The sequence below is a fragment of the Streptomyces sp. NPDC058308 genome, from assembly GCF_042880275.1.
GTDB lineage: Bacteria > Actinomycetota > Actinomycetes > Streptomycetales > Streptomycetaceae > Streptomyces.
The window spans coordinates 54,863-78,112 of record NZ_JBHVZA010000028.1 but is presented as its reverse complement, the minus strand read 5'-3'; the positions used below and the strand labels follow the sequence as shown (position 1 = coordinate 78,112).

The 23,250-nt window shown below is 69.6% G+C and carries 16 protein-coding genes; 11 read left to right on the top strand and 5 right to left on the bottom strand.

Annotation, left to right across the window (positions count from 1 at the left end):
• The first annotated feature begins 23 nt into the window (after window positions 1-23).
• Both ACFVYL_RS30590 and hflX read left to right on the top strand, forming a co-directional pair.
• The gene (locus tag ACFVYL_RS30590) at window positions 24-1,508 is read left to right on the top strand and encodes a M1 family metallopeptidase (protein ID WP_389721646.1); all 1,485 of its coding nucleotides are present in this window, start codon (window positions 24-26) and stop codon (window positions 1,506-1,508) included.
• A gap of 196 nt (window positions 1,509-1,704) precedes the next feature.
• Window positions 1,705-3,195 carry a GTPase HflX gene (gene hflX, locus ACFVYL_RS30585; protein ID WP_389721644.1) on the top strand — a complete coding sequence of 497 codons (1,491 nt, stop codon included), beginning with the start codon at window positions 1,705-1,707 and terminating at the stop codon, window positions 3,193-3,195.
• Window positions 3,196-3,366: 171 nt separating this feature from the next.
• Here the strand turns inward: hflX and ACFVYL_RS30580 are convergent, their stop codons facing one another.
• Complete coding sequence (locus ACFVYL_RS30580; RefSeq protein ID WP_389721643.1) at window positions 3,367-4,578, bottom strand: trypsin-like serine peptidase; 1,212 nt, start codon at window positions 4,576-4,578, stop codon at window positions 3,367-3,369.
• 184 nt (window positions 4,579-4,762) lie between these two features.
• Entirely contained in the window at window positions 4,763-5,995 is a 1,233-nt protein-coding gene (locus tag ACFVYL_RS30575) for a trypsin-like serine peptidase (RefSeq protein ID WP_389721641.1), read from the bottom strand.
• Between the two features lie 537 nt (window positions 5,996-6,532).
• Between ACFVYL_RS30575 and ACFVYL_RS30570 the strand changes: the two genes are divergently transcribed.
• The 5 genes from ACFVYL_RS30570 to ACFVYL_RS30550 all read left to right on the top strand — a co-directional run bounded on the left by ACFVYL_RS30570 (window position 6,533) and on the right by ACFVYL_RS30550 (window position 14,890).
• Complete coding sequence (locus ACFVYL_RS30570) at window positions 6,533-7,987, top strand: diaminobutyrate--2-oxoglutarate transaminase family protein (RefSeq protein WP_389721680.1); 1,455 nt, start codon at window positions 6,533-6,535, stop codon at window positions 7,985-7,987.
• Window positions 7,988-8,086: 99 nt separating this feature from the next.
• A complete protein-coding gene (locus ACFVYL_RS30565; RefSeq protein WP_389721639.1) occupies window positions 8,087-10,183 on the top strand; it encodes an IucA/IucC family protein in 2,097 nt (698 codons plus the stop codon).
• Between the two features lie 36 nt (window positions 10,184-10,219).
• On the top strand, window positions 10,220-10,936 hold the full coding sequence (locus ACFVYL_RS30560) for a GNAT family N-acetyltransferase (protein WP_389721637.1): 717 nt from the start codon (window positions 10,220-10,222) through the stop codon (window positions 10,934-10,936).
• Between the two features lie 59 nt (window positions 10,937-10,995).
• Window positions 10,996-12,864, top strand: a complete 1,869-nt coding sequence (locus ACFVYL_RS30555; RefSeq protein WP_389721635.1) for an IucA/IucC family protein — start codon at window positions 10,996-10,998, stop codon at window positions 12,862-12,864.
• Window positions 12,865-12,904: 40 nt separating this feature from the next.
• Window positions 12,905-14,890, top strand: coding sequence for an ATP-dependent DNA helicase (locus ACFVYL_RS30550; protein WP_389721633.1), 1,986 nt, complete (start codon window positions 12,905-12,907; stop codon window positions 14,888-14,890).
• A gap of 157 nt (window positions 14,891-15,047) precedes the next feature.
• Here the strand turns inward: ACFVYL_RS30550 and lexA are convergent, their stop codons facing one another.
• Entirely contained in the window at window positions 15,048-15,833 is a 786-nt protein-coding gene (lexA, locus tag ACFVYL_RS30545; protein ID WP_361730695.1) for a transcriptional repressor LexA, read from the bottom strand.
• 495 nt (window positions 15,834-16,328) lie between these two features.
• Here lexA and nrdR point away from each other — a divergent pair, with 495 nt between their 5' ends.
• Complete coding sequence (nrdR, locus tag ACFVYL_RS30540) at window positions 16,329-16,874, top strand: transcriptional regulator NrdR (protein ID WP_389721631.1); 546 nt, start codon at window positions 16,329-16,331, stop codon at window positions 16,872-16,874.
• Between the two features lie 138 nt (window positions 16,875-17,012).
• Entirely contained in the window at window positions 17,013-19,910 is a 2,898-nt protein-coding gene (locus ACFVYL_RS30535) for a vitamin B12-dependent ribonucleotide reductase (RefSeq protein WP_389721629.1), read from the top strand.
• Between the two features lie 221 nt (window positions 19,911-20,131).
• Here ACFVYL_RS30535 and ACFVYL_RS30530 read toward each other — a convergent pair whose 3' ends face one another.
• Entirely contained in the window at window positions 20,132-20,659 is a 528-nt protein-coding gene (locus tag ACFVYL_RS30530) for a TerD family protein (protein ID WP_389721627.1), read from the bottom strand.
• A 193-nt stretch (window positions 20,660-20,852) separates the two neighbouring features.
• Between ACFVYL_RS30530 and ACFVYL_RS30525 the strand changes: the two genes are divergently transcribed.
• Window positions 20,853-21,674: an arylamine N-acetyltransferase gene (locus tag ACFVYL_RS30525; protein WP_389721625.1), complete on the top strand. Its 822-nt coding sequence runs from the start codon at window positions 20,853-20,855 to the stop codon at window positions 21,672-21,674.
• 33 nt (window positions 21,675-21,707) lie between these two features.
• Entirely contained in the window at window positions 21,708-22,313 is a 606-nt protein-coding gene (locus tag ACFVYL_RS30520; protein WP_389721623.1) for a YdbC family protein, read from the top strand.
• Window positions 22,314-22,468: 155 nt separating this feature from the next.
• Here ACFVYL_RS30520 and ACFVYL_RS30515 read toward each other — a convergent pair whose 3' ends face one another.
• Window positions 22,469-23,179, bottom strand: coding sequence for a TetR/AcrR family transcriptional regulator C-terminal ligand-binding domain-containing protein (locus tag ACFVYL_RS30515; protein ID WP_389721621.1), 711 nt, complete (start codon window positions 23,177-23,179; stop codon window positions 22,469-22,471).
• Window positions 23,180-23,250: the final 71 nt, after the last annotated feature.

Here is a 23,250-nt window from a genome sequence, read left to right as displayed (position 1 = left end):
ACGCACGCTGATAGCGGTAGTTCATGCTGCTCACCCCCCGGACCACGGCCTCCCGGCCGAAGGCCCTCCGCACCCCTCGCATCGCCGCCGCACTGCTCGCGGCGACCGCCTCCGCCGCCCTCGTCGCGGCGAGCGCGCCGTCACCGGTCGCGCCGCTCGGCATCGGCGACCCGCTCTTCCCCCACCTGGGCAACCCCGGGTACGACGTGGCCTCGTACGACATCGGCTTCACCTACCGCGGCGACAACAGCAAGCCGTTGGAAGCCGTCACCAAGATCGACGCCCGGACGACCGCACTCCTGGATCACATCAATCTCGACTTCGCACACGGCAAAGTGCGCTCCGTCGACGTGAACGGTGAGCGCGCACGCTTCGAGAGCAGCGGCGAGGACCTGGTCGTCACGCCGTCCGTGCCGGTCGGCCCCGACGACCTGCTGCAGATCACCGTCCGGCACACCAGCGACCCCATGCCTACGAAGAGAGGCGAAGGCGGCTGGCTGCGCACCGGCGACGGCCTCGCCATGGCCAACCAGGCCGACGCCGCCCACCTGGTCTTTCCGTGCAACGACCACCCCGCGGACAAGGCAGGGTTCACGTTCCGGATCACCACCCCGGAAGGGGTCACCGCCGTCGCCAACGGCCTTCCGGTGGCCGCGAGCCGGCAGGGCAGTGCCACCACCAGGGTGTACCGCACCCACCACCCGATGGCGACCGAGCTGGCCCAGGTGTCGATCGGCCGCTCCACCGTGCTGCACCGGGAGGGTCCGCACGGCCTCCCGGTAAGGGACGTGGTGCCCACCAAGGACCGCAAGGTCCTGGAGCGCTGGCTGAAGAAGACCCCCGGGCAGATCGACTGGATGGAGAAGAAGGTCGGCCGCTATCCCTTCGAGGTCTACGGCGTCCTGATCGCCCACGCACGGACCGGCTTCGAACTGGAGACGCAGACGCTCTCTCTCTTCGAGAGAGAGCTCTTCACTCGCTCCGGGATCCCGGAGTGGTACGTCGAAGCGATCATGGTGCACGAGCTCGCGCACCAGTGGTTCGGCAACAGCGTCAGCCCGCGGAACTGGTCGGACCTGTGGCTCAACGAGGGCCACGCCACCTGGTACGAGGCACTCTTCGCCGAGGAGAAGGCGCAGAAGTCGCTGACCGCCCGCATGCGGGCCGCCTACCAGCAGTCGGACGGCTGGCGCGCGACCGGCGGGCCCCCCGCCAAGCCGAAGGCCCCCGCCCCGGGGAAGAAGATCAGCATCTTCCGTCCCATCGTCTACGACGGCAGTGCGCTGGTGCTCTACGCCCTGCGCCAGGAGATCGGGCAGGAAGCCTTCGACCGCGTGGAGCGGGAGTGGGTCCGTCTGCACCGCGACGGCAACGTCTCGACCGCCGACTTCGTGCGGCTCGCCTCCCTGGCCGCAGGGCGCGACCTGGGCGGATTCTTCGACGGCTGGCTCTACGGGGAGAAGACGCCGCCGATGCCGGGGCATCCGGACTGGAAGCCCGCGAAATAACCCGGATGACGAGACGGGCCGTGTCGTGCAACCATCTTCAGGTCGACGGCGCGGTCCGTCCGGGACATCCCCTCGGGGACATCTCAGGGCCGGATCCGGCGGGCTCCGGGAATCTCCTGACGACCTCGGGCGTTGTCGACTGTGATGGATCCCGCATCCGTCGCTCATTCCATCGACGTATCGACGTAAGGACCCAATGACCTCCTCTTCTTCCCCTTCCCAGGATGCACAGAGCTTCGCGCAGAACTACCCCGAAGGTCTTCGGGCCGATGCCCTGATGGAAGAGGACGTCGCCTGGAGCCACGAGATCGACGGAGACCGGGACGGCGACCAGTTCGACCGCTCCGAGCGGGCGGCCCTGCGCCGCGTCGCGGGACTCTCCACCGAGCTCGAGGACGTCACCGAAGTCGAGTACCGACAGCTCCGCCTGGAGCGTGTGGTGCTCGTCGGCGTGTGGACTTCGGGCACGGTCCAGGATGCGGAGAACTCCCTCGCCGAGCTGGCCGCCCTCGCCGAGACGGCGGGCGCGCTCGTGCTCGACGGCCTCGTCCAGCGCCGCGACAAGCCCGACCCGGCGACGTACATCGGCTCCGGCAAGGCCCTGGAGCTGCGCGACATCGTGCTCGAGACCGGTGCCGACACCGTCGTCTGCGACGGTGAGCTGAGCCCCGGCCAGCTGATCCACCTCGAAGACGTCGTCAAGGTCAAGGTGGTCGACAGGACCGCCCTGATCCTCGACATCTTCGCTCAGCACGCCAAGTCCCGAGAGGGCAAGGCGCAGGTAGCCCTCGCGCAGATGCAGTACATGCTGCCGAGGCTCCGCGGCTGGGGTCAGTCGCTCTCCCGTCAGATGGGTGGCGGCGGCGGTGGCGGCATGGCCACCCGTGGTCCCGGTGAGACCAAGATCGAGACGGACCGGCGACGGATCCGCGAGAAGATGGCGAAGATGCGCCGGGAGATCGCGGAGATGAAGACGGGCCGCGACATCAAGCGGCAGGAGCGCCGGCGCAACAAGGTGCCCTCGGTCGCGATCGCCGGGTACACGAACGCGGGCAAGTCCTCCCTGCTCAACCGCCTCACGGGCGCGGGCGTCCTGGTGGAGAACTCACTGTTCGCCACCCTTGATCCCACCGTGCGCCGGGCCGAGACGCCGAGCGGCCGGGTCTACACCCTGGCCGACACCGTCGGGTTCGTGCGGCACTTGCCGCACCACCTCGTCGAGGCGTTCCGTTCCACCATGGAGGAGGTCGGCGACTCCGACCTGATCCTGCACGTGGTCGACGGTTCGCACCCGGTGCCGGAGGAGCAGTTGGCCGCCGTGCGCGAGGTGATCCGCGATGTGGGCGCCACCGACGTCCCCGAGATCGTGGTGATCAACAAGGCGGACGCGGCGGACCCGCTGGTTCTCCAGCGCCTCCTGCGCAACGAGAAGCACGCGATCGCGGTCTCCGCGCGCAGCGGCGCCGGTATCGACGAGCTGCTCGGGCTCATCGACACCGAACTGCCGCGGCCGGAGGTCGAGATCGAGGCCCTCATTCCGTACACGCACGGTCAGCTCATCTCGCGGGCGCACGCCGAGGGCGAGGTGCTCTCCGAAGAGCACACGGCCGAGGGCACCCTGCTGAAGGCGCAGGTGCACGAGGAACTCGCGGCGGAGCTCGCTCCGTACGTGCCGGCGGCGCACTGAGCCTGTCGGCGGCGCACTGAGCCTGTCGGCGACGCGCTGAGCCTGTCGGCCACGCGCTGAGCCGCGGCGCCTCACCCGGCAGTCCGCCCAGCACACGGCGAAGGCCCGCCCCCTTTCCTGCGGAATCAGGGGGCGGGCCTTCGCCGTGTCGTCGTCGTACGTACTCGTGGACTACTGCGAGCCGTACTTCTTGCTCATCATGTCGTAGACCTGCCGGGCGCCCCGGCCCAGCTGCGGTCCGGCCAGCCAGGTGTTCTCGGCGGGGCCGATCGAGGTGTTCGACACGAGCTTCGTCTTGCCGCCCGCCACGCGGAACCAGCCACCACCGGAGGAACCACCGGTCATGGTGCAGCCGATGCGGTACATCGTCGGCAGGGACGGCGACAGCGAGAGACGGCCCGGCTTGTCGACGCACCGGTGCATCATCAGGCCGTTGTACGGCGGGGCGGCGGGGTAGCCCCAGGCGCCCATCGAGCTCACGGTCTGCGCGGACGGGGCCGAGAAGTCGACGTCGAGCGCGTTGCCGACGGTCTCCTCCAGGGACTTGCCCCCCTGCTCCGGCTTCACGTGCATGACGGCGTAGTCGTACGTCGCACCCGAGCCGCCCGTCGGACCGCCTCCGTTGATCCACTCGTTGGAGGTCGAGACCCAGTCCGCCCAGTACTGGCCGTAGGGGGCGATCTCCTGCGGGGTCGCGTTGCGCAGCTGGGCCTCGGACTTGCCCAGGTCGTTGTAGGACGGGACGAACGCGATGTTGCGGTACCAGCCGCCGTTCTTACCGGCGTGCACGCAGTGGCCCGCCGTCCACACGAGGTTGGACTTGCCGGGGTTGCGCGGATCCTTCACGACGGTGCCGGAGCAGACCATCGACCCCTCGGGAGAGTCGAAGAAGATCTTGCCGACCGGGGCGGCGTGCTCGTGGTACGGCGTCACCTCCGGCTTGGCCCGGACGGGCGTCGGCTCGGGGTCACTCGCGCCCTGACCGGCGCTCGCGTCCTTCGCGGCGATCGTCTTGTTCGGGTCCTTGGCCTTCTTCATCCGCTCGGGCTTCCAGAGCCCCGCGATGACCGGGTTGGCGAAGTCCTTGGCCTCGCGAACCCAGTCGTCCTTGTCCCAGTTCTTCCAGGCGCCGCCCTTCCAGTCGTCCAGGTCGATGCCCTTCTCCTTGAGCTTGTCGGCAAGGCCGCCGGGCAGCTTGGCATCGGAACCGGAGCTGGAGCCGTCGGAACCCTGGGACGCGCTGCTGTCCGACGTGTCGCTCGCCTTGTCGTCGCTAGGGCCGCAGGCCGTGGCGGTGAGCGCCAGGGTCGCTGCGAGGCCGGTGGCGGCGAGTGCGACCCGCCGTCCGCGGCTGCGCGCGAAAGGCGCACGAGTGGAACGCATGGTGCTTGGACCCCCGTTGGAACGTGTATTTGCCATGTACGTGTCACGTATCGACGCGGGAAGAACCGTGGAAACCCCGCGTTGACACAACACCCCACTATGCCCGTGAGGTTGAGGACGAACGGCGGCGGGGTCGTGAAGGTTTACGGCGCCCGCCGCCTGAAACGCTCTCCTGCCCGGCGAACTACTGCCCGGCGAACTTCTTGCTGACCGCGCTGTAGATCCCCTTGGCCTCCTTGCCGAAGCGCGGACCGGCCAGCCAGCCCGCCGACACCGGACCGATGGAGGTGTTCGAGACCAGGGAGGGCTTGCCGTCCTGGCCCTGGGCGACCCATCCGCCGCCGGACGAACCGCCGGTCATGGTGCAGCCGATGCGGTACATCGTCGGGTCCGGCTTGCTGAGCGAGAGACGGCCCGGCTTGTCGGCGCACTGGAACAGCTTCTGGCCGTCGAAGGGCGGAGCGGCCGGGTAGCCGGTCGCCGTCATGTCCTTGATCTGCGGCACGGACGGGGCGTTGAAGTCCACCGGGAGCGCCGAACCGACGGTCTCCTCCAGCGACTTGCCCTCGCTGCCCTTCTCGGGCTTCACGTGCATGACCGCGAAGTCGTACGGGGCGCCCTTGCCGCCCGTCGGGCCGCCCTGCTCGATCCACTGGTCGGAGGTCTGCGCCCAGTCACCCCACCAGACACCGTACGGAGCGACTTCTTCCTTGGGGGCGTTCCGCAGCTCCGCGGTCGACTTGCCGCTGTCGTTGTACGACGGGACGAAGACCATGTTGCGGTACCAGCCGCCCTTGGCGCCGGCGTGCACACAGTGGCCCGCGGTCCACACCATGTTGGACTTGCCGGGGTGAGCCGGGTCCTTCACGACGGTGGCGGAGCAGACCATCGAACCCTCGGGGCTGTCGAAGAACAGCTTGCCCGAGGCGGGAGCCTGGCCGTGGTACGGCGCCTTCGCGGCTGCCGCCTCGACGGGCTTGGGGGTCGGGTCGGTGACGCCCTGATCGCCGGAGATGTCATTGTCGTCGACGCTCCGGTCGGGGTTCTTGTCCGTGTCCCGCATCCGCTCCGGGTCCCAGAGGTCCTTGATGACCGGGTTGACGAAGTCGCCCGCCTCGCGCAGCCAGTCGTCCTTGTCCCAGTTCTTCCAGGCGCCGTTCTTCCAGTCGTCCAGGTCGAACCCGTGGTCCTTGAGCTTGTCCTTGAGGTCGTCCGGGATCTTGAACTTGTCGCCGCCGTTGCTGTCGCCGGGCTGTGCCGAGGACGAGTCCCCGCCGGCGTTGTCCTCGCTGGGACCGCAGGCCGTGGCGGTCAGTACGAGAGCCGCGCCGAGCGCGACAGCGGCCGCCACGGGGGACGTTCTGGTGCGCGCGCTCCTCTTATTGCGAACGGTGAAGAGCGGACGTATGGGTCGCATGGTGAGAATCCCCCTGGGCCTCGAAATCGTTCCAAAGTGCTGGACATCCGGGTACCGGGCACCCGTCGCCACCGGTGCGGCACCCCTTCGCTGGATTTGCTCCGATTTGCTCGGGGGAGCGGTGCGCCTGTCGCTGATGAACGGCCCCCACACTATGCCGGTGCCGTTGGGGACGGCCGACGGAAGGGCAACGGTTCCGTCACGGCAAGGATCTTCCGTTGACCCGTGATCCTCCGGCGCCCTCGTCGTTGGTACGTACGGGGGAGTCGCGTCCTGCGTTCACCCCCTGCCCAACTCGCCCGCGCGACCGGCCACATGGAGCTCTCCGGAGCCGCACCGGACGGACGCGCTCGTCCCACAGCGGGAGGACCAGCAGTCGTGGCCGTGACCGAGCCTGCGCCCGCGGCAGTGTCCGCACAACGTTCCGTGCCGAAGCCCCCGTCGCAGCCCGCACCGGAGCCGCCACGGCAGCCCGCCGCATCAAAGGGGGCGGTGGCGACCGATGCCGATGCGGCGGCTCCCTCGGCGCCGCGCACCATGGCCGACTCCGCGGCTCACGAAGGGATCCTGCGACGCCAGGCGGCTCGTGAATCGGCGGCGCGCACCTACGCGCGAGCCCTGCCGATCGTGCCGGTCCGGGCGCGCGGCCTGACGATCGAAGGCGCCGACGGAAGCCGTTACCTCGACTGCCTCTCGGGTGCGGGGACCCTCGCCCTCGGCCACAACCACCCCGTGGTGCTCGAAGCGATCAGGAAGGTCCTCGACTCCGGGGCGCCGCTACACGTCCTCGACCTGGCCACGCCCGTCAAGGACGCCTTCACCACCGAGCTGTTCCACACGCTGCCGCGCGCTCTGGCGGACCGCGCACGGATCCAGTTCTGCGGCCCCGCCGGGACGGACGCGGTGGAGGCCGCGCTGAAACTGGTCCGCTCGGCCACCGGCCGCGACGGCGTACTCGCGTTCACCGGCGCCTACCACGGGATGACGGCCGGGGCGCTCGCAGTGTCCGGCGGCGCACGCGACGTACGGGTCGCGCGCCTGCCCTACCCGCAGGACTACCGGTGCCCCTTCGGCCTCGGCGGCGCGCGGGGCGCCGAGCTGTCCGCCCGGTGGACCGAGAGCCTCCTGGACGACACCAAGTCGGGCGTACCGGCACCGGCCGGCATGATCCTCGAACCGGTGCAGGGCGAGGGCGGGGTCTTCCCGGCCCCCGACGCCTGGCTGCGCAGGATGCGTGAGATCACCGCCACACGCGGTATCCCGCTCATCGCGGACGAGGTCCAGACGGGCGTCGGCCGCACCGGCGCCTTCTGGGCCGTAGAGCACAGTGGTGTCGTCCCGGACGTGATGGTGCTCTCGAAGGCGATCGGCGGCAGCCTTCCCCTGGCCGTCGTGGTCTACCGCGACGACCTCGACGTCTGGCCCCCCGGCGCGCACGCGGGCACCTTCCGCGGCAACCAACTCGCCATGGCCGCGGGCGCGGCCACCCTCGCGTACGTCCGTGAGAACGGCCTCGCCGAACGCGCCGCCACCCTCGGCTCCCGCATGCTCGCCCAACTGCGCTCACTGGCCGCCGACCACCCCTGCATCGGCGAAGTCCGCGGCAGGGGATTGATGATCGGAGTGGAGCTGGTGGACCCTGCTTCGGAGGCGGAGCAGGACCCGGTGGGTTCACCGATCACCCCGGCGCACCCGGAGGCCGCCCCGGCGCACCCGAAGGCCACCACGCTCACCGGAATGCCGCCCGACCCCCTCGCCACGTCGTCGGACGACCTCCCTGTCACCGCACAGCCCCGTCCACCGGCACCCGAACTCGCCTCGGCGGTCCAGCGCGAGTGCCTGCGCAGGGGCCTGATCGTCGAACTCGGCGGCCGCCACTCCAGCGTCGTACGACTCCTCCCTCCGCTCACCATCACCGACGAACAGGCCGCCGCGGTCCTCGACCGCCTGGCCGACGCGCTGGCCACCGCGGCGCGTGCCCATGACGGATAGCCAAGGCGGACCCCGGCCGCTCCCGACGGACATGAACCCAGAGCGTGCGCCGGACCTGTCGACACACGGAGCCCCGAACAACCTCACAAGGAAGTCCTCTTGAACGCCACCCCCGCATCCGAAGGCCGCCCCCACCCCCACGCCCCGGACGCGTGCGGCGAGCACACCTCACTGGTGGCGGAGTCCGGTACGGTCCCCCGGCAGAAGGTTGGCGGCCAGGAGGCCGAGCGCCTGCGCGGCACCTTCACCGACCTGCTGGAACACCCCGACCCGCACACCGCCGCGCAGGCCGCCGCCGTCGAGAACCTCCTGCGCTGCTGGGTCAGGGAGAACAACCTCCCCGCACCGGAGCGCGGAGTCCTGCGCATCCCCCTCCAGGCCAGTGGAACGGCCCTGCTCGTCCCCGTCCACTACTGGTCGGCCACCGGCTGGCACCGCTTCAGCCTTCCCTACCTGGAGGACGGCCCGGCGAGCGCCCCGCCCGTGGACGCCGTCACCGTCGCCGCCCTGCTCAGCCGGGAGACCGCCCGCCGCGCCACGGGTCCGGCGCCGTCGGATCCGACCGGCCCGGCCGACCCTGCTGATCAGGGAGAGCCGATGGGGGGAGAGCCAGACGCCTCGGTCAGCCCGGGTGGTGCCACTGACGCGACTGAAGCAAGCGATGAAACTGCCGCAGCTGCCTCAACCTTCTCAACTGCCTCAACCGGCGCCAGCTATACGGCTGAAGAAGCTGATCCCGTAGACGGCGCCGACCTGGTCGGCCGGGTCGCCGACTCGGTACGGCGCACGGCCGAGTTCATCGCCGACCGCCGCACCCGGCCCGACGACGAGCCGGACCGCTTCCTCGCCGCCGAACAGTCCCTGCTCCTCGGCCACCCCCTGCACCCGACCCCCAAGAGTCGCGAGGGTCTGTCCAACGCCGAATCCCGCCTCTACTCGCCGGAGTTGCGCGGCGCCTTCGCGCTGCACTGGCTGGCCGTCGACCGCTCCGTACTCGCCTCCGACTCGGCCTGGACCGAACGCGGACGCACCGTCCCCGCCGAGCAGCTCACCGCCCGCCTCGCGGGCCCGGACCTGCCACTGCCGGACGGCCGCGCCGCCCTTCCCGCGCACCCATGGCAGATCCGCGAACTCCGGCACCGCACCGCGACCGCCGACCTGCTCGATGCCGGGCTCCTCCAGGACCTCGGACCCCACGGCACTCCCTGGCACCCCACCTCCTCCGTACGCACCCTCTACCGCTCCGGCGCGACCGCCATGCTGAAGCTCTCGCTCGGCCTGCGCATCACCAACTCCCGTCGGGAGAACCTCCGCAAAGAACTCCACCGCGGCGTCGAGGTCCACCGGCTGCTGCGCAGCGGTCTCGCCGAAGAGTGGCAGTCGGTCCACCCCTGCTTCGACGTGGTCCGCGACCCCGCCTGGCTCGCCGTCACGGGCCCCGACGGCACGCCCGTCCCCGGGCTCGACGTCATGATCCGGCACAACCCCTTCGGTGCCGGCGACGACGCCACGTGCGTCGCCGGACTCGTCTCGCCCCGGCCATCAGCACTGCCCGCCTGCAAGGAGCGCCACACGATGCGCTCCCGGCTCGGTGAGATCGTCACCCGGCTCGCCGGCCGAACAGGGCGTCCGCGAGGCGCTGTCGCGACCGAGTGGTTCCTGCGCTACCTCGAAACCGTCGTACGACCCGTGCTCTGGCTCGACAGCGAGGCAGGTGTCGCCCTCGAAGCGCACCAGCAGAACACGCTCCTCGTGCTCGACCCGGAAGGCTGGCCGGTCGGCGGCCGCTACCGCGACAACCAGGGCTACTACTTCCGTGCATCCCGCCGCGCCGAACTCGAACGGCGCCTTCCCGGCATCGGCCGCGACAGCGACACATTCGTCTCCGACGAGGTGACGGACGAGCGCTTCGCCTACTACCTCGGCATCAACAACGTCCTCGGCCTCATCGGAGCCCTCGGCGCCGAACGGCTCGCGGACGAACGGCTGCTGCTGGCCGCCTTCCGTCGCTTCCTGGGCGATGTCGCGACGGGGCGGGACAGGCTGCGCACCCCACTGCCCGCCCTTCTGCTCGACTCTCCCGAGCTGCGGTGCAAGGCCAATCTGCTGACGCGGCTGCATGGTCTCGACGAACTCGTCGGTCCGGTCGACACCCAGTCCGTCTACGTCACCATCTCCAACCCCCTTCATTCCTGAGGAACATGACCCCTCTTTCCTGACAGGAGCGACGCCGTGACTCCCACCGATGCGAGCACCGAGGCCGGGACCGAACCCGCCGCCGACGGCGCCGACTGTGCGGACACCCTCGACCTGCGCCTGCCCGACGAGCTCGTCGCCCTGCTGGCCGACGGCGACCGGAGAGCAGCCGAGGCGGCCGACGATCTCTTGGACGGTGTCGGAGGCTGGGGGCCCGCCACCACCGACGCCGGTGTCTTCCAACTCGTACCCGTGCGGCTGGAACGCGACCTCCCGCTCATCAGCCGCTGGATGAACGACCCGGCCGTGGCGGCCTTCTGGGAACTGGCCGGGCCCGAAGGCGTCGCGGAGACCCATCTGCGCCTCCAGCTCGACGGAGACGGACGCAGCGTCCCCTGCCTGGGCGTGCTGGAAGGCACGCCGATGAGCTACTGGGAGATCTACCGCGCGGACCTCGACCCCCTGGCCCGCCACTACCCCTCTCGCCCGCACGACACCGGAATCCACCTCCTGATCGGTGGCGTCGCCAACCGTGGCCATGGCCTCGGCACTTCGTTGCTGAGGGCCGTCGCCGACCTGGTGCTCGACCACCGGCCCGCCTGCGCACGCGTCGTAGCAGAACCCGACCTGCGCAACACCCCCTCCGTATCCGCATTCCTGAGCGCTGGCTTCCGCTTCTCCGCCGAAGTGGATCTGCCCGACAAGCGGGCGGCTCTCATGGTCCGTGACCGGGCCCTGCGCGCCGTGCTCTGACCCCGTCACTCTTAGTAACTCCGCTCGACCCGATCCGGTTCCCTCACTGAGGAGTCCCCGTGCCGAATCCGTCCGCAGGCCAGATCCCCCTCCCCACCGCCGAGCTCCACGACCCGCCCGAGCTGACCCGACGCAGATGGCGGGAGGGCGGCTGCCGCCTGCTGGCCAAGATGATCGGAGAGTTCGCGTACGAGGAGGTCATCCAGCCGGAACCGGCGGCAGGCGAGGCGCCGGGCACCTACCGGCTCCGCCTCGAACAGGCTGAGCCGGACGGAGCCACCGCCTCGGCCGGGCAAAAGGACGCCTGTCTCACCTTCCGCGCCCGCCGAGGCTCGTACGGCAGCTGGTACGTGGACCCGACCGGGCTGGCCCTCACCGAGGGCGATGGCCCGGCCGCCCCCTTCAGCGACCCCCTCCGTTTCCTCGTCCTGGCCCGGAAGACCCTGGGCCTGGACGGCGCCACGCTCGGCCACCTCATCCGCGAGCTCACCGTCACGCTGAGCGCCGACACCCGGATCGACCACACGGCGGTGAGCTCCGCCCGCCTCGCCGACCTCGGCTACGCGGAGCTCGAAGGGCACCAGACCGGCCACCCCTGGATCGTCCTGAACAAAGGACGCATCGGCTTCTCCGCGGGCGACACCGACCGATGGGCGCCCGAAGCCCGCCGTTCCACTTCGCTCCCGTGGATCGCCGTCCACACCAGCCTCGCCGTGTACCGAGGCGTCGCGGGGCTTGGCACCGCCCAGCAGCTCTACGCCCGCGAGCTCGCCGCCGAGACCCAGGAATCATTCGCGGCATTACTCCGGGCCCGCGGCCTGGACCCGCGTGAGTACCTCTATCTCCCCGTGCACCCCTGGCAATGGGACGAGATCGTGCTGCCGCTCTTCGCGCCCTCCGTCGCCGCGGATGCCATCGTTCCGCTCTGCAGCGACGGCGACCTGCGCCTTCCTCAGCAGTCCATCCGCACCTTCCTCAACGTCTCCCGCCCCGACCGGCACACCGTCAAGCTCCCCCTGTCGGTCCTCAACACCCTTGTGTGGCGCGGCCTCCCGACGGGACGCACCATCGCCGCCCCCGCGGTCACGGCATGGATGCACGCCTTGCGCGATGCCGACCCCTTCCTGCGCAACGAGTGCGGAGTGATCCTGCTCGGCGAAGTGGCGTCGGTGGCTGTCGAGCACCCGGTGTACGACGGGCTCCCCGAAGTCCCGTATCAGTACAGGGAACTGCTCGGCGCGATCTGGCGTGAGCCGCTCGGCCAGTACCTCGCGCCCGGCGAACGCGCCCGCACCCTCGCCTCGCTCACGCACACCGACCCCGACGGCCGCGCCCTCGTCGCGGAACTCGTGGAGCGCTCGGGGCTGGCCCCCGAGGTATGGCTGCGCCGGCTCTTCACCGCCCTGCTGCCTCCCCTGCTGCACTTCCTGTACCGCTACGGCACGGTGTTCTCCCCGCACGGCGAGAACACGATCGTGGTCTTCGACGACGAGGACGTGCCCGTCCGGCTCGCGGTGAAGGACTTCGTCGACGACGTCAATGTGAGCTCTGTGCCACTGCCCGAGCAGAACTCCATGCCCGAGGCCGTACGCGAGGTGCTCCTCACCGAGCCCCCCGGCTTCCTCACGCAGTTCATCCACGCGGGTCTCTTCGTAGGCGTCTTCCGCTATCTCGCGCCGCTGTGCGAGGAACAACTGCATGTCACCGAGACCGACTTCTGGTCGGCGGTGCGTGCCGAGATCCTGCGCTACCAGGCACACACCCCGGAGCTGAAGGAGCGGTACGAGATGTTCGACCTGCTCACGCCCCGTATCGAGCGGCTGTGCCTCAACCGGAACCGCCTCCATCTCGACGGCTACCGTGACCGCCCCCAGCGTCCGCACGCGGCTGTGCACGGGACCGTTCCCAACCCCCTCCATCAGCCTTGATCGCGGGATTGTCAGTGGGGCACCGTAGGGTGGTCGCGCTATGACGAAGCCCTCCCTCCCCGAGCTCCTGCACGCCGCCGTCACCGCTGTCGGCGGCACCGAGCGCCCTGGCCAGGTGTCCATGGCCGAGACCGTCGCCGAGGCGATCGACGACGGCTCCCACCTGCTGGTCCAGGCCGGCACCGGCACGGGCAAATCCCTCGGCTATCTGGTGCCCGCGCTCGCACACGGAGAGCGTGTGGTGATCGCGACGGCCACCCTCGCCCTGCAGCGCCAGCTCGTGGAGCGGGACCTGCCGCGCACGGTGGACGCGCTGCATCCGCTGCTGCGCCGCCGCCCCCAGTTCGCGATGCTCAAGGGCCGCTCGAACTACCTGTGCCTGCACCGGCTCCATGAGGGCATGCCGCAGGACGAGGAGGAGGGGCTCTTCGACCAGTTCGAGGCGGCCGCTCCGACGAGCAAGCTGGGCCAGGACCTCCTGCGGATGCGGGACTGGGCGGACGAGACCGAGACCGGCGACCGCGACGACCTCACCCCGGGTGTGTCGGACCGTGCCTGGTCCCAGGTATCCGTCTCCTCCAGGGAGTGCCTGGGCGCTACGAAGTGCGCGTATGGGGCGGAATGCTTCGCCGAGGCGGCCCGCGAGCGCGCCAAGCTCTCCGACGTCGTCGTCACGAACCACGCGCTGCTCGCCATCGACGCCATCGAGGGCGCGCCCGTCCTGCCCCAGCACGAGGTGCTGATCGTGGACGAGGCGCACGAGCTGGTGTCCCGCGTCACCGGCGTGGCCACGGGCGAGCTCACCCCGGGGCAGGTGAGCCGAGCCGTGCGCCGGGTGGCCAAGCTCGTCAACGAAAAGGCGGCGGACGAGCTCCAGACCGCGTCGGAAGGCTTCGAGCGGCTGATGGAGCTGGCCCTGCCGGGCCGTCTGGAAGAGATCCCCGAGGACCTCGGGTACGCGCTGATGGCCCTGCGCGACGCCGCCCGCACGGTCATCTCGGCGCTCGGCTCGACCCGGGACAAGTCGGTCCAGGACGAGGACGCGGTCCGTAAGCAGGCGCTCGCCTCCGTGGAGTCGATCCACGACGTGGCGGAGCGCATCACGAACGGTTCCGAGTGGGACGTCGTCTGGTACGAGCGGCATGAGCGCTTCGGAGCCTCCCTGCGGGTGGCCCCCATGTCCGTGTCGGGACTCCTCAGGGAGAAGCTCTTCTCCGACCGCTCGGTGGTCCTCACCTCCGCGACCCTCAAGCTCGGCGGTGACTTCAATGGAGTGGGTGCCTCGCTCGGCCTGGCTCCGGAAGGCACTGAGTCGGAGGACGCCCCGGTCTGGAAGGGCCTCGATGTCGGCTCGCCGTTCGACTACGGCAAGCAGGGCATCCTGTACGTCGCCAAGCACCTGGCCCGTCCGGGACGCGGGGGCACCCGCGGCGACATGCTCGATGAGCTTGCCGAGCTGATCGAGGCGGCCGGCGGTCGCACGCTCGGCCTGTTCTCCTCCATGCGCGCCGCTCAGGGCGCGGCGGAGGAGCTGCGGGAGCGGCTGGACGTGCCGATCCTGCTGCAGGGCGAGGAGACCCTGGGCGAGCTGATCAAGGGCTTCGCGGCGGACTCGCGGACGTGCCTCTTCGGGACGCTCTCGCTCTGGCAGGGCGTCGATGTGCCGGGCACCAGCTGCCAGCTGGTGGTCATGGACAAGATCCCGTTCCCGCGGCCCGACGATCCGCTGATGAGCGCCCGCCAGAAGGCGGTGGACGAGGCCGGAGGCAACGGCTTCATGGCCGTCGCGGCGACCCATGCGGCCCTGCTGATGGCGCAGGGCGCGGGGCGTCTCGTACGGGCGTCAGGGGACCGCGGTGTGGTTGCCGTCCTGGACCCCCGCCTGGCCACGGCGCGCTACGGCAGCTATCTGCGGGCTTCGCTGCCCGACTTCTGGTACACGACGGACCGCAATCAGGCGCGCCGCTCGCTGGCCGCGATCGATGCCGCGGCGAAGGCTGCCGACGAGGGCCAGGACCTGTCATAGGTCCTGCCTGAGGCTGGCTTCGGCGTGTGCCTGAAGCTGGCTTCGGGGTGGGCTCTGCGGGAGCCCGGCCCGGGTTCTGCGGGGGCGCAGGGGGCCGGACACAGCAGGGCCCCGGAACCGGCGCAGTTGGTCCCGGGGCCCGGTCAGGGGCTGAGCCTCACACTCGCCGCAGCACCGCCACGACCTTGCCGAGGATCGTCGCCTCGTCGCCGGGGATCGGCTGGTACGCGGAGTTGTGCGGGAGGAGCCAGACGTGGCCGTCCTCGCGTTTGAAGCGCTTGACCGTGGCTTCGCCGTCCAGCATGGCGGCCACGATGTCGCCGTTCTCAGCGACCGGCTGACGGCGCACCGTCACCCAGTCGCCGTCACAGATCGCGGCCTCGATCATCGAGTCGCCGACGACCTTCAGGACGAAGAGCTCGCCGTCGCCCACGAGCTGCCGGGGGAGAGGGAAGACGTCCTCCACCGACTCCTCCGCGAGGATCGGGCCACCGGCCGCGATACGGCCCACGAGCGGGACGTAGGAGGCGGCGGGCTTGCCCGTGGTGTCGGTCGGCTGGCTGCTCGGCTGGTCCGAACCCCGCACCTCGTAGGCGCGCGGGCGGTGCGGGTCGCGGCGGAGGAAGCCCTTGCGCTCCAGAGCCATCAGCTGATGGGCGACGGAGGAGGTGCTGGACAGGCCGACGGCCTGACCGATCTCCCGCATCGACGGCGGGTAGCCGCGTCGCTGCACGGAGTCCCTGATGACCTCGATCACCCGGCGTTGCCGGTCGGTGAGTCCCGAGCTGTCGGCGCGGATGCCTGGAGGTCGGCCCGGCAGGGAGCGGGTGGGCGTGGGCCCCTCCTGGTTCGTGGCTGCGTCATTCATGGCATGCACCGGCTCGAGTCGGCTCTGCGAACGGTCGTGGGCAGTGATGCTGGCGCTGTCTGCGGTGGTGGTCACGTCGGTCGGCCCCTCTCGAGATGTTCTCTCCCTAGCTAGCCAACGGTAGTTGCTTTCGAAAGGTTGCGCCAAACACACGTTCGAGTGAAAAACCGGAGATTACCTACCGTGATCATGTGTTTGGGTGTATGGCTAGCGCCGGGGCCGAACGGCAATTCGGTTCATTACGGTACGCTTCACCGCCGGGGCCGAGAGCTCCTCGGTGAGCCCCCATACTGCCACCCGGCGCCCCTTCGGCCCGGCACCGGCCCCCTATCCCACGCGGCGTGAGTGACAGCTGTGGCTGCCCGCTCGGGCCTGGGACGGCGCGACACGCGCAGCGCCGAAAAAGCGGCCAGACCCCAGATCTAGTGGTTGGATTGCGACAGCAGCCCAGAAGTTGTGGTCCCTGGTCTTTCAGGGGCTCGGGGATCGCCTATGCTTGGGGCTGCTTCGAGGGCCCCCAGGGTTCGTTGAGGCTTATGAGTCGTGCCGTGAAGGAGGGTTGGGAGTTCCATGCACTGCCCCTTCTGCAGGCACCCCGACAGTCGCGTAGTCGACAGCCGGACCACCGATGACGGCACGTCGATCCGTCGACGCCGCCAGTGCCCCGACTGCTCCCGCCGTTTCACGACGGTGGAGACGTGTTCACTGATGGTGGTCAAGCGCAGCGGCGTGACCGAGCCCTTCAGCCGTACCAAGGTCATCAATGGTGTCCGTAAGGCGTGCCAAGGGCGCCCGGTGACCGAGGACGCGCTCGCTCTGCTCGGCCAGCGGGTCGAGGAAGCGGTGCGCGCCACCGGAAGTGCCGAGCTGACGACTCACGACGTGGGCCTTGCCATACTGGGTCCGCTGCAGGAGCTCGACCTCGTCGCCTACCTGCGCTTCGCGTCCGTGTACCGGGCCTTCGACTCGCTCGAGGACTTCGAGGCGGCCATCGAGGAGCTGAGGGAACAGCGGCTGGACGCGGAGCCGCGCGACGCGGGCGGAGAGCGCGTCGTGAATGACCGCGGGCCCGGAGGGACTGTCGAAGTCCCGGTGCCCGCCACTGCCGCCGACTGACCGGCTGACCGACCGGCCGGCGGCGAACCAGACCTGTTGAGGGCGTCCTCTGCGATGCCCGCAACATCAGACACACATCCGTGCCACAGGGAAGAACGTGGCACTTCAGGGCGTTTTAGCCTGATACAGGGAGGCGGCATGACCGAGACGACGAGCGGCCCGGCACGAGGTTCCCGCGCCAAGGGGTCCAAGGCCAACAAGGGTCTGCGTATCGAGCGCATCCATACGACCCCCGGCGTGCATCCGTACGACGAGGTGGTCTGGGAGCGCCGTGACGTCGTCATGACCAACTGGCGCGACGGCTCGGTCAACTTCGAGCAGCGTGGCGTCGAGTTCCCCGACTTCTGGTCGGTGAACGCGGTCAACATCGTCACCAGCAAGTACTTCCGCGGGGCCGTTGGTACCCCGCAGCGCGAGACCGGCCTCAAGCAGCTGATCGACCGCATCGTGAAGACCTACCGCAAGGCCGGTGAGGACTACAACTACTTCGCCTCGCCCGCTGACGCCGAGATCTTCGAGCACGAGCTGGCCTACGCCCTCCTGCACCAGATCTTCAGCTTCAACTCTCCGGTCTGGTTCAACGTCGGAACGCCCCAGCCGCAGCAGGTCTCCGCCTGCTTCATCCTGGCCGTCGACGACTCCATGGAGTCGATCCTCGACTGGTACAAGGAAGAGGGCATGATCTTCAAGGGCGGCTCCGGCGCCGGCCTGAACCTCTCCCGCATCCGTTCCTCCAAGGAACTGCTGTCCTCCGGAGGCAACGCCTCGGGTCCCGTCTCCTTCATGCGCGGTGCCGACGCCTCCGCAGGAACGATCAAGTCGGGTGGCGCCACGCGCCGCGCGGCCAAGATGGTCATCCTCGACGTCGACCACCCCGACATCGAAGGCTTCATCGAGACCAAGGTGAAGGAAGAGGAGAAGATCCGCGCCCTGCGCGACGCGGGCTTCGACATGGACCTGGGCGGCGACGACATCACGTCCGTCCAGTACCAGAACGCCAACAACTCGGTCCGCGTGAACGACACGTTCATGAAGGCGGTCGAGGAGGGCGGCAAGTTCGGTCTGACGTCCCGCATGACGGGCGATGTCATCGAGGAGGTCGACGCCAAGTCGCTCTTCCGCAAGATGGCTGAGGCCGCCTGGGCCTGCGCCGACCCGGGCATCCAGTACGACGACACCATCAACGCCTGGCACACCTGCCCGGAGTCCGGCCGGATCAACGGCTCGAACCCGTGCAGCGAGTACATGCACCTGGACAACACGTCCTGCAACCTCGCCTCGCTGAACCTGATGAAGTTCCTGAAGGACGACGGCAAGGGCAACCAGTCCTTCGAGGCCGAGCGCTTCTCGAAGGTCGTCGAGCTGGTCATCACCGCGATGGACATCTCCATCTGCTTCGCGGACTTCCCGACCCAGAAGATCGGCGAGAACACGCGCGCCTACCGTCAGCTGGGCATCGGCTACGCCAACCTCGGCGCCCTCCTGATGGCGACCGGTCACGCGTACGACTCCGACGGCGGCCGCGCCCTCGCCGGAGCCATCACGTCGCTCATGACGGGCACCTCGTACAAGCGTTCCGCCGAGCTCGCCGCGGTCGTCGGTCCCTACGACGGCTACGCCCGCAACGCCACGCCGCACAAGCGCGTCATGAAGCAGCACGCCGACGCCAACGCCTCGGCCGTCCGCGTGGACGACCTGGACTCGCCGATCTGGGCCGCCGCCACGGAGGCCTGGCAGGACGTGGTCCGTCTCGGTGAGAAGAACGGTTTCCGTAACTCTCAGGCGTCGGTCATCGCCCCGACCGGCACCATCGGTCTCGCGATGTCCTGCGACACCACGGGCCTGGAGCCCGACCTCGCCCTGGTGAAGTTCAAGAAGCTGGTCGGCGGCGGCTCGATGCAGATCGTCAACGGCACCGTGCCGCAGGCCCTGCGTCGCCTCGGCTACCAGGAGGAGCAGATCGAGGCGGTCGTCGCCCACATCGCCGAGAACGGCAACGTGATCGACGCCCCCGGCCTGAAGCCCGAGCACTACGAGGTCTTCGACTGCGCGATGGGCGAGCGGTCCATCTCCGCGATGGGCCACGTCCGGATGATGGCGGCCATCCAGCCGTGGATCTCCGGCGCGCTCTCCAAGACGGTCAACCTCCCCGAGACGGCCACCGTCGAGGACGTCGAAGAGGTCTACTACGAGGCGTGGAAGATGGGCGTCAAGGCGCTCGCCATCTACCGCGACAACTGCAAGGTCGGCCAGCCCCTCTCCGCCAAGAAGAAGGAGGAGGAGAAGGCCGAGATCACCGAGAAGACCGAGGACACGATCCGTGCCGCGGTCGAGAAGGTGGTCGAGTACCGCCCGGTCCGCAAGCGTCTGCCGAAGGGCCGTCCCGGCATCACCACCTCCTTCACGGTGGGTGGCGCCGAGGGGTACATGACCGCCAACTCCTACCCGGACGACGGTCTCGGCGAGGTCTTCCTGAAGATGTCCAAGCAGGGCTCGACCCTCGCGGGCATGATGGACGCCTTCTCCATCGCCGTCTCGGTCGGTCTGCAGTACGGCGTGCCCCTGGAGACGTACGTTTCCAAGTTCACGAACATGCGCTTCGAGCCGGCCGGCATGACGGACGACCCGGACGTGCGGATGGCGCAGTCGATCGTCGACTACATCTTCCGCCGCCTGGCGCTGGACTTCCTGCCCTTCGAGACGCGCTCCGCGCTCGGCATCCACTCCGCCGAGGAGCGTCAGCGCCACCTGGAGACCGGTTCGTACGAACCGGCGGAGGACGAGGTCGACGTCGAGGGTCTGGCTCAGTCCGCCCCGCGGCAGACCGAGTCCCTGAAGGCGGTCTCCACGCCGAAGGCGGAGGCCGAGGTCGTCAAGGACGTCCCGCAGCAGGCGCACACCAGCGCCGAGCTCGTGGAGATGCAGCTGGGCATCCAGGCCGACGCACCGCTGTGCTTCTCCTGCGGCACGAAGATGCAGCGCGCCGGGTCCTGCTACATCTGCGAGGGCTGCGGCTCGACCAGCGGCTGCAGCTGACACCGGGCGGCAGCGCCTCGGACACACCGTCCGAGGTAGCTCGCACGGACAGCTGACCAACAGGTCACGAAGGGGACCGGCCTCAGGTCGGTCCCCTTCGCCGTGTTCTCGCCGTCTTCATCGACCGGTTCAGCGCACGCCGGTCGGGCGGCGGACTCACGGACTTGCCGGCGACGGCCCCGCAGCTCTTCTGCGCAGCGCCCACCGTCTCCACGGACGCTTCAGTCCGCACTGCCCATGAGGGACGCGAACGTCGTCGGATCGGCGTCGAAGCCTCGGACGACCTCGCGGAACGACCACGCCCCGGACTCGTCCCGGGCGAACTCGGCGACGGTCGTGGCCATGTACCCGGATACGTCGGCCAGGTCGTTGTGCGCCAGGTCCGTGTGGCCCTCGCGGATCCGGACCGCGGTGTTCGCGATGTCGCCCAGCACCTTGGGCTCCGCCTGCTGCTGTATGGCCACTCCCACCACCACCCGCACCAGCGCGGGCGCGAGCCGGTCCAGCTCCAGGGTCATGACCTCGTCGAACCCGAACCCCTGGCCCGTCCTGCTGTCCCGGTTGAGGTTGATCGTGCCGTCGGGGGACCGGCTGTCGAAGTGCACGAGGTACACGGGGCTGCCGTACGGAGCGTCCGCCGCATACGTCGCGGCGATGATGTCGAGGTCGTTGGGCGGCTCCCCGGCCGGGCTCGGATCCCACTTGAGCCCCACTTCGACCTTCTCGATTCCCTTGCTGACACTGCCCATTGGTCCCTTGCTGACACTGCCCACTGGACTTCCCCCTCCTCGTGACCTGGCCACTGCTGATTCACCAGGCATGTCCGACACCCACGCTACGGCGTACCCCTGACAACGCCGTGGCACCCCTGCTCAGGGCGGAGACAAGGGGCCGTATGCGCCGCGGGTTGGCGCGTCGCGCGGCCGAGGGGATCATGGACTCATGACATGGAGCGGGGAAGAACTCGATCTCAAGGCCTACTTGGCGAGACTCGGGCACACGGGCGCGACGAAGCCGGATCTGGACACTCTGCGCACGCTCCACAGGGAGCATGTGGCGGCGATCCCCTTCGAGAACCTCGAGATGATGCTCGGCCGCCCCGTCCCGCTGGACCTGCCCGCACTGCGGGAGAAGATGCTGCACAAGCGGAGGGGCGGGTACTGCTACGAACAGAACCTGCTCTTCGCCGCCGCCCTCGAGCGCCTCGGCTTCGCCGTCACCGGACTCGGGGCCCGCGTCAGGGGCGGGGCGTCCGTCACGCGCGCGGTGACGCACATGCTCCTGAAGGTCGAGGTGGACGGCGAGGCCTTCCACTGCGACGCGGGCTTCGGCGCCGACGGGCTGCTCGAGCCCATCCCGCTGCGTGCCGGGGCGGAAACGCAACAAGGAGAGTGGCGTTACCGGATCCAGCAGGAGGCCGATGGGGTTCTGGTGCTGCAGACGGAGGGCTCCGACGGATGGTTCGACCTCTACGCGTACACCCTGGAGCGGCGCCTTCCCGTCGACTACGTAGTGATGAACCACTACACCTCGACCCACCCCAGATCGTCGTTCATCCGGCGCCCGGTGGTGCAGAAGGCGGCTCCTGAGGTGCGCCGCAGGTTGGTGGGCGATCAGTTGACGGTGGCCCGCCCGGGCCGGGCGGCGGACGAACGAAGCGTTCCTGTGGGCGAATTGATGGACGTTCTCGACCGGGAGTTCGGTATTGAACTCGATGCCGATGACTCGGCCGAGCTGATCCGGGTGCACTACGCCGGAGCGTGACCCGGGCCGCGCTCCGCGCCGTACGATGGCGCGGTGCTGGTCAAGTGGATTCGCTGCACCGTGGTGGACCGTCGGGGGTTCGAACGGGGACAGCGAAAGTGGGCGGGGCTTTTGGGGGAGCCGGGGTTCCGGGGACAGGGCGGGGGGTGGAGCCGGGGCCGGCAGGGCGTCGCTCATGTCTTCGCCTTCTGGGAGAGCCGTGCCTTCTACGACTCCTTCATGGCCCGCTCGCACGACCGCCTCGCGACAGCGCAGTCCGGCACCTTCAAGAACCTCCAGGCCAAGCTCTTCGACCACCGGTTCGACGTGAAGACGGGGTTCGAGCCACGCTTCACGGACGCGGACGTGCTGCGCGTCGCGCACTGCCGGGTCCGGGAGGCGCGGGTCGAGCACTTCGCTCTCATGCAGGAGAAGGTCTGGAACCCCGCGATGGCAGGATCGCCGGGAATGGTGCGCGGACTCTTCGGCGAAGCGCCCGGACACGAGTTCATGGTGCTGTCCATGTGGCAGTCGGCAGCCGAACACGGCAAGTACCGCGCCGAGCGGGTGGAGCGGCTGTCCCTCCGGGCCCAGACGGAGGCCGATGTCTCGGCGCTCGCAGGAGACATCGTGCAGTTGGAGCCTTCATGGACGGTGTGATCCGGTATGGCCCTTTTCCGGTTCGGGCTGCTCGGAGCCTCGCGGCTGTGGCTGCGATGACCGTGAGCTGTTGATCGCCCCGGTCAGCCTCTCGAACGCGGATGGAGTGAGCCTCTGCTCATCGCGCTCGCTGTGTACGGCCGCGGCGGGCACCGTCATGGCCGGGTGAACGCGCCCTCGCGGGTGGCGGCGATGGCGGCCGCCGCGGACTGGTCGGCGAGCGCCACGTCGATCGGCTCGCGTGTGATGAACACGCGGAACAGCAGCGGAGCGGAAACGGCGCGGACGAGCGCGGGGGCGTCGGTGTCCGGGGGCGCTTCACCGCGCGCCATGGCACGGGTCACGACCGCCTCGCAGCGGGCGAACCGCTCGGCGTAGAAGCTGTGCAGGGCATCGGCGGCCCGCTTCGACTGGAAGGCGGCCGCGACGAAGGCGGTCGGCGCCGCGGACGCCGCGTCGTCGGAGAAGGAGGCGACCACCTCGCGAGCGAGCTCGCGCAGGTCACCCTCCAGGCTGCCGGTGTCCGGCGGCGTCCACGTGTCCTCGCCCGCCATGTCCAGAGCGTCGGCGACCATCCCTTCGAGACCGCCCCATCGGCGGTACAACGTGGTCTTGTGCACGCCCGAGTGGTCGGCTACGTACTCGACGGTGAGCCCGGGGTAGCCGTGGTCGGCCAGGCCGCTCAGCACGGCGTCCCGGACGGCGGCGCGGGTGCGGGCGGTGCGGCCGCCGGGGCGGCGGGTGCCGGGGGCGGGGGGCGTCGAGTCGGCTGCTGCGGGCTGCGGGGGTGTGCGCCGCTCCGATCCCGCTCGGCGCTGCTGATGACCAGCGTCCCCGCCTGGAGTCGCAACGCCCTTGTTCACCATCGCTTTGTCCCTTCTCGATCCTTCTCGGCAATCCGCGCCTCAGCAATTTACCGCAACTCGTGTTGCATTAG

What these genes read in the sequence shown, in the direction of transcription:
- ACFVYL_RS30550 (WP_389721633.1), top strand. Translation starts at nt 12,905, where the DNA reads ATGACGAAGCCCTCCCTCCCCGAGCTCCTGCACGCCGCCGTCACCGCT.
- ACFVYL_RS30580 (WP_389721643.1), bottom strand. Translation starts at nt 4,578, where the DNA reads ATGCGTTCCACTCGTGCGCCTTTCGCGCGCAGCCGCGGACGGCGGGTC.
- ACFVYL_RS30535 (WP_389721629.1), top strand. Translation starts at nt 17,013, where the DNA reads ATGACCGAGACGACGAGCGGCCCGGCACGAGGTTCCCGCGCCAAGGGG.
- ACFVYL_RS30590 (WP_389721646.1), top strand. Translation starts at nt 24, where the DNA reads ATGCTGCTCACCCCCCGGACCACGGCCTCCCGGCCGAAGGCCCTCCGC.
- ACFVYL_RS30575 (WP_389721641.1), bottom strand. Translation starts at nt 5,995, where the DNA reads ATGCGACCCATACGTCCGCTCTTCACCGTTCGCAATAAGAGGAGCGCG.
- ACFVYL_RS30530 (WP_389721627.1), bottom strand. Translation starts at nt 20,659, where the DNA reads ATGGGCAGTGTCAGCAAGGGAATCGAGAAGGTCGAAGTGGGGCTCAAG.
- ACFVYL_RS30525 (WP_389721625.1), top strand. Translation starts at nt 20,853, where the DNA reads ATGACATGGAGCGGGGAAGAACTCGATCTCAAGGCCTACTTGGCGAGA.
- hflX (WP_389721644.1), top strand. Translation starts at nt 1,705, where the DNA reads ATGACCTCCTCTTCTTCCCCTTCCCAGGATGCACAGAGCTTCGCGCAG.
- ACFVYL_RS30515 (WP_389721621.1), bottom strand. Translation starts at nt 23,179, where the DNA reads ATGGTGAACAAGGGCGTTGCGACTCCAGGCGGGGACGCTGGTCATCAG.
- nrdR (WP_389721631.1), top strand. Translation starts at nt 16,329, where the DNA reads ATGCACTGCCCCTTCTGCAGGCACCCCGACAGTCGCGTAGTCGACAGC.
- ACFVYL_RS30570 (WP_389721680.1), top strand. Translation starts at nt 6,533, where the DNA reads ATGGCCGACTCCGCGGCTCACGAAGGGATCCTGCGACGCCAGGCGGCT.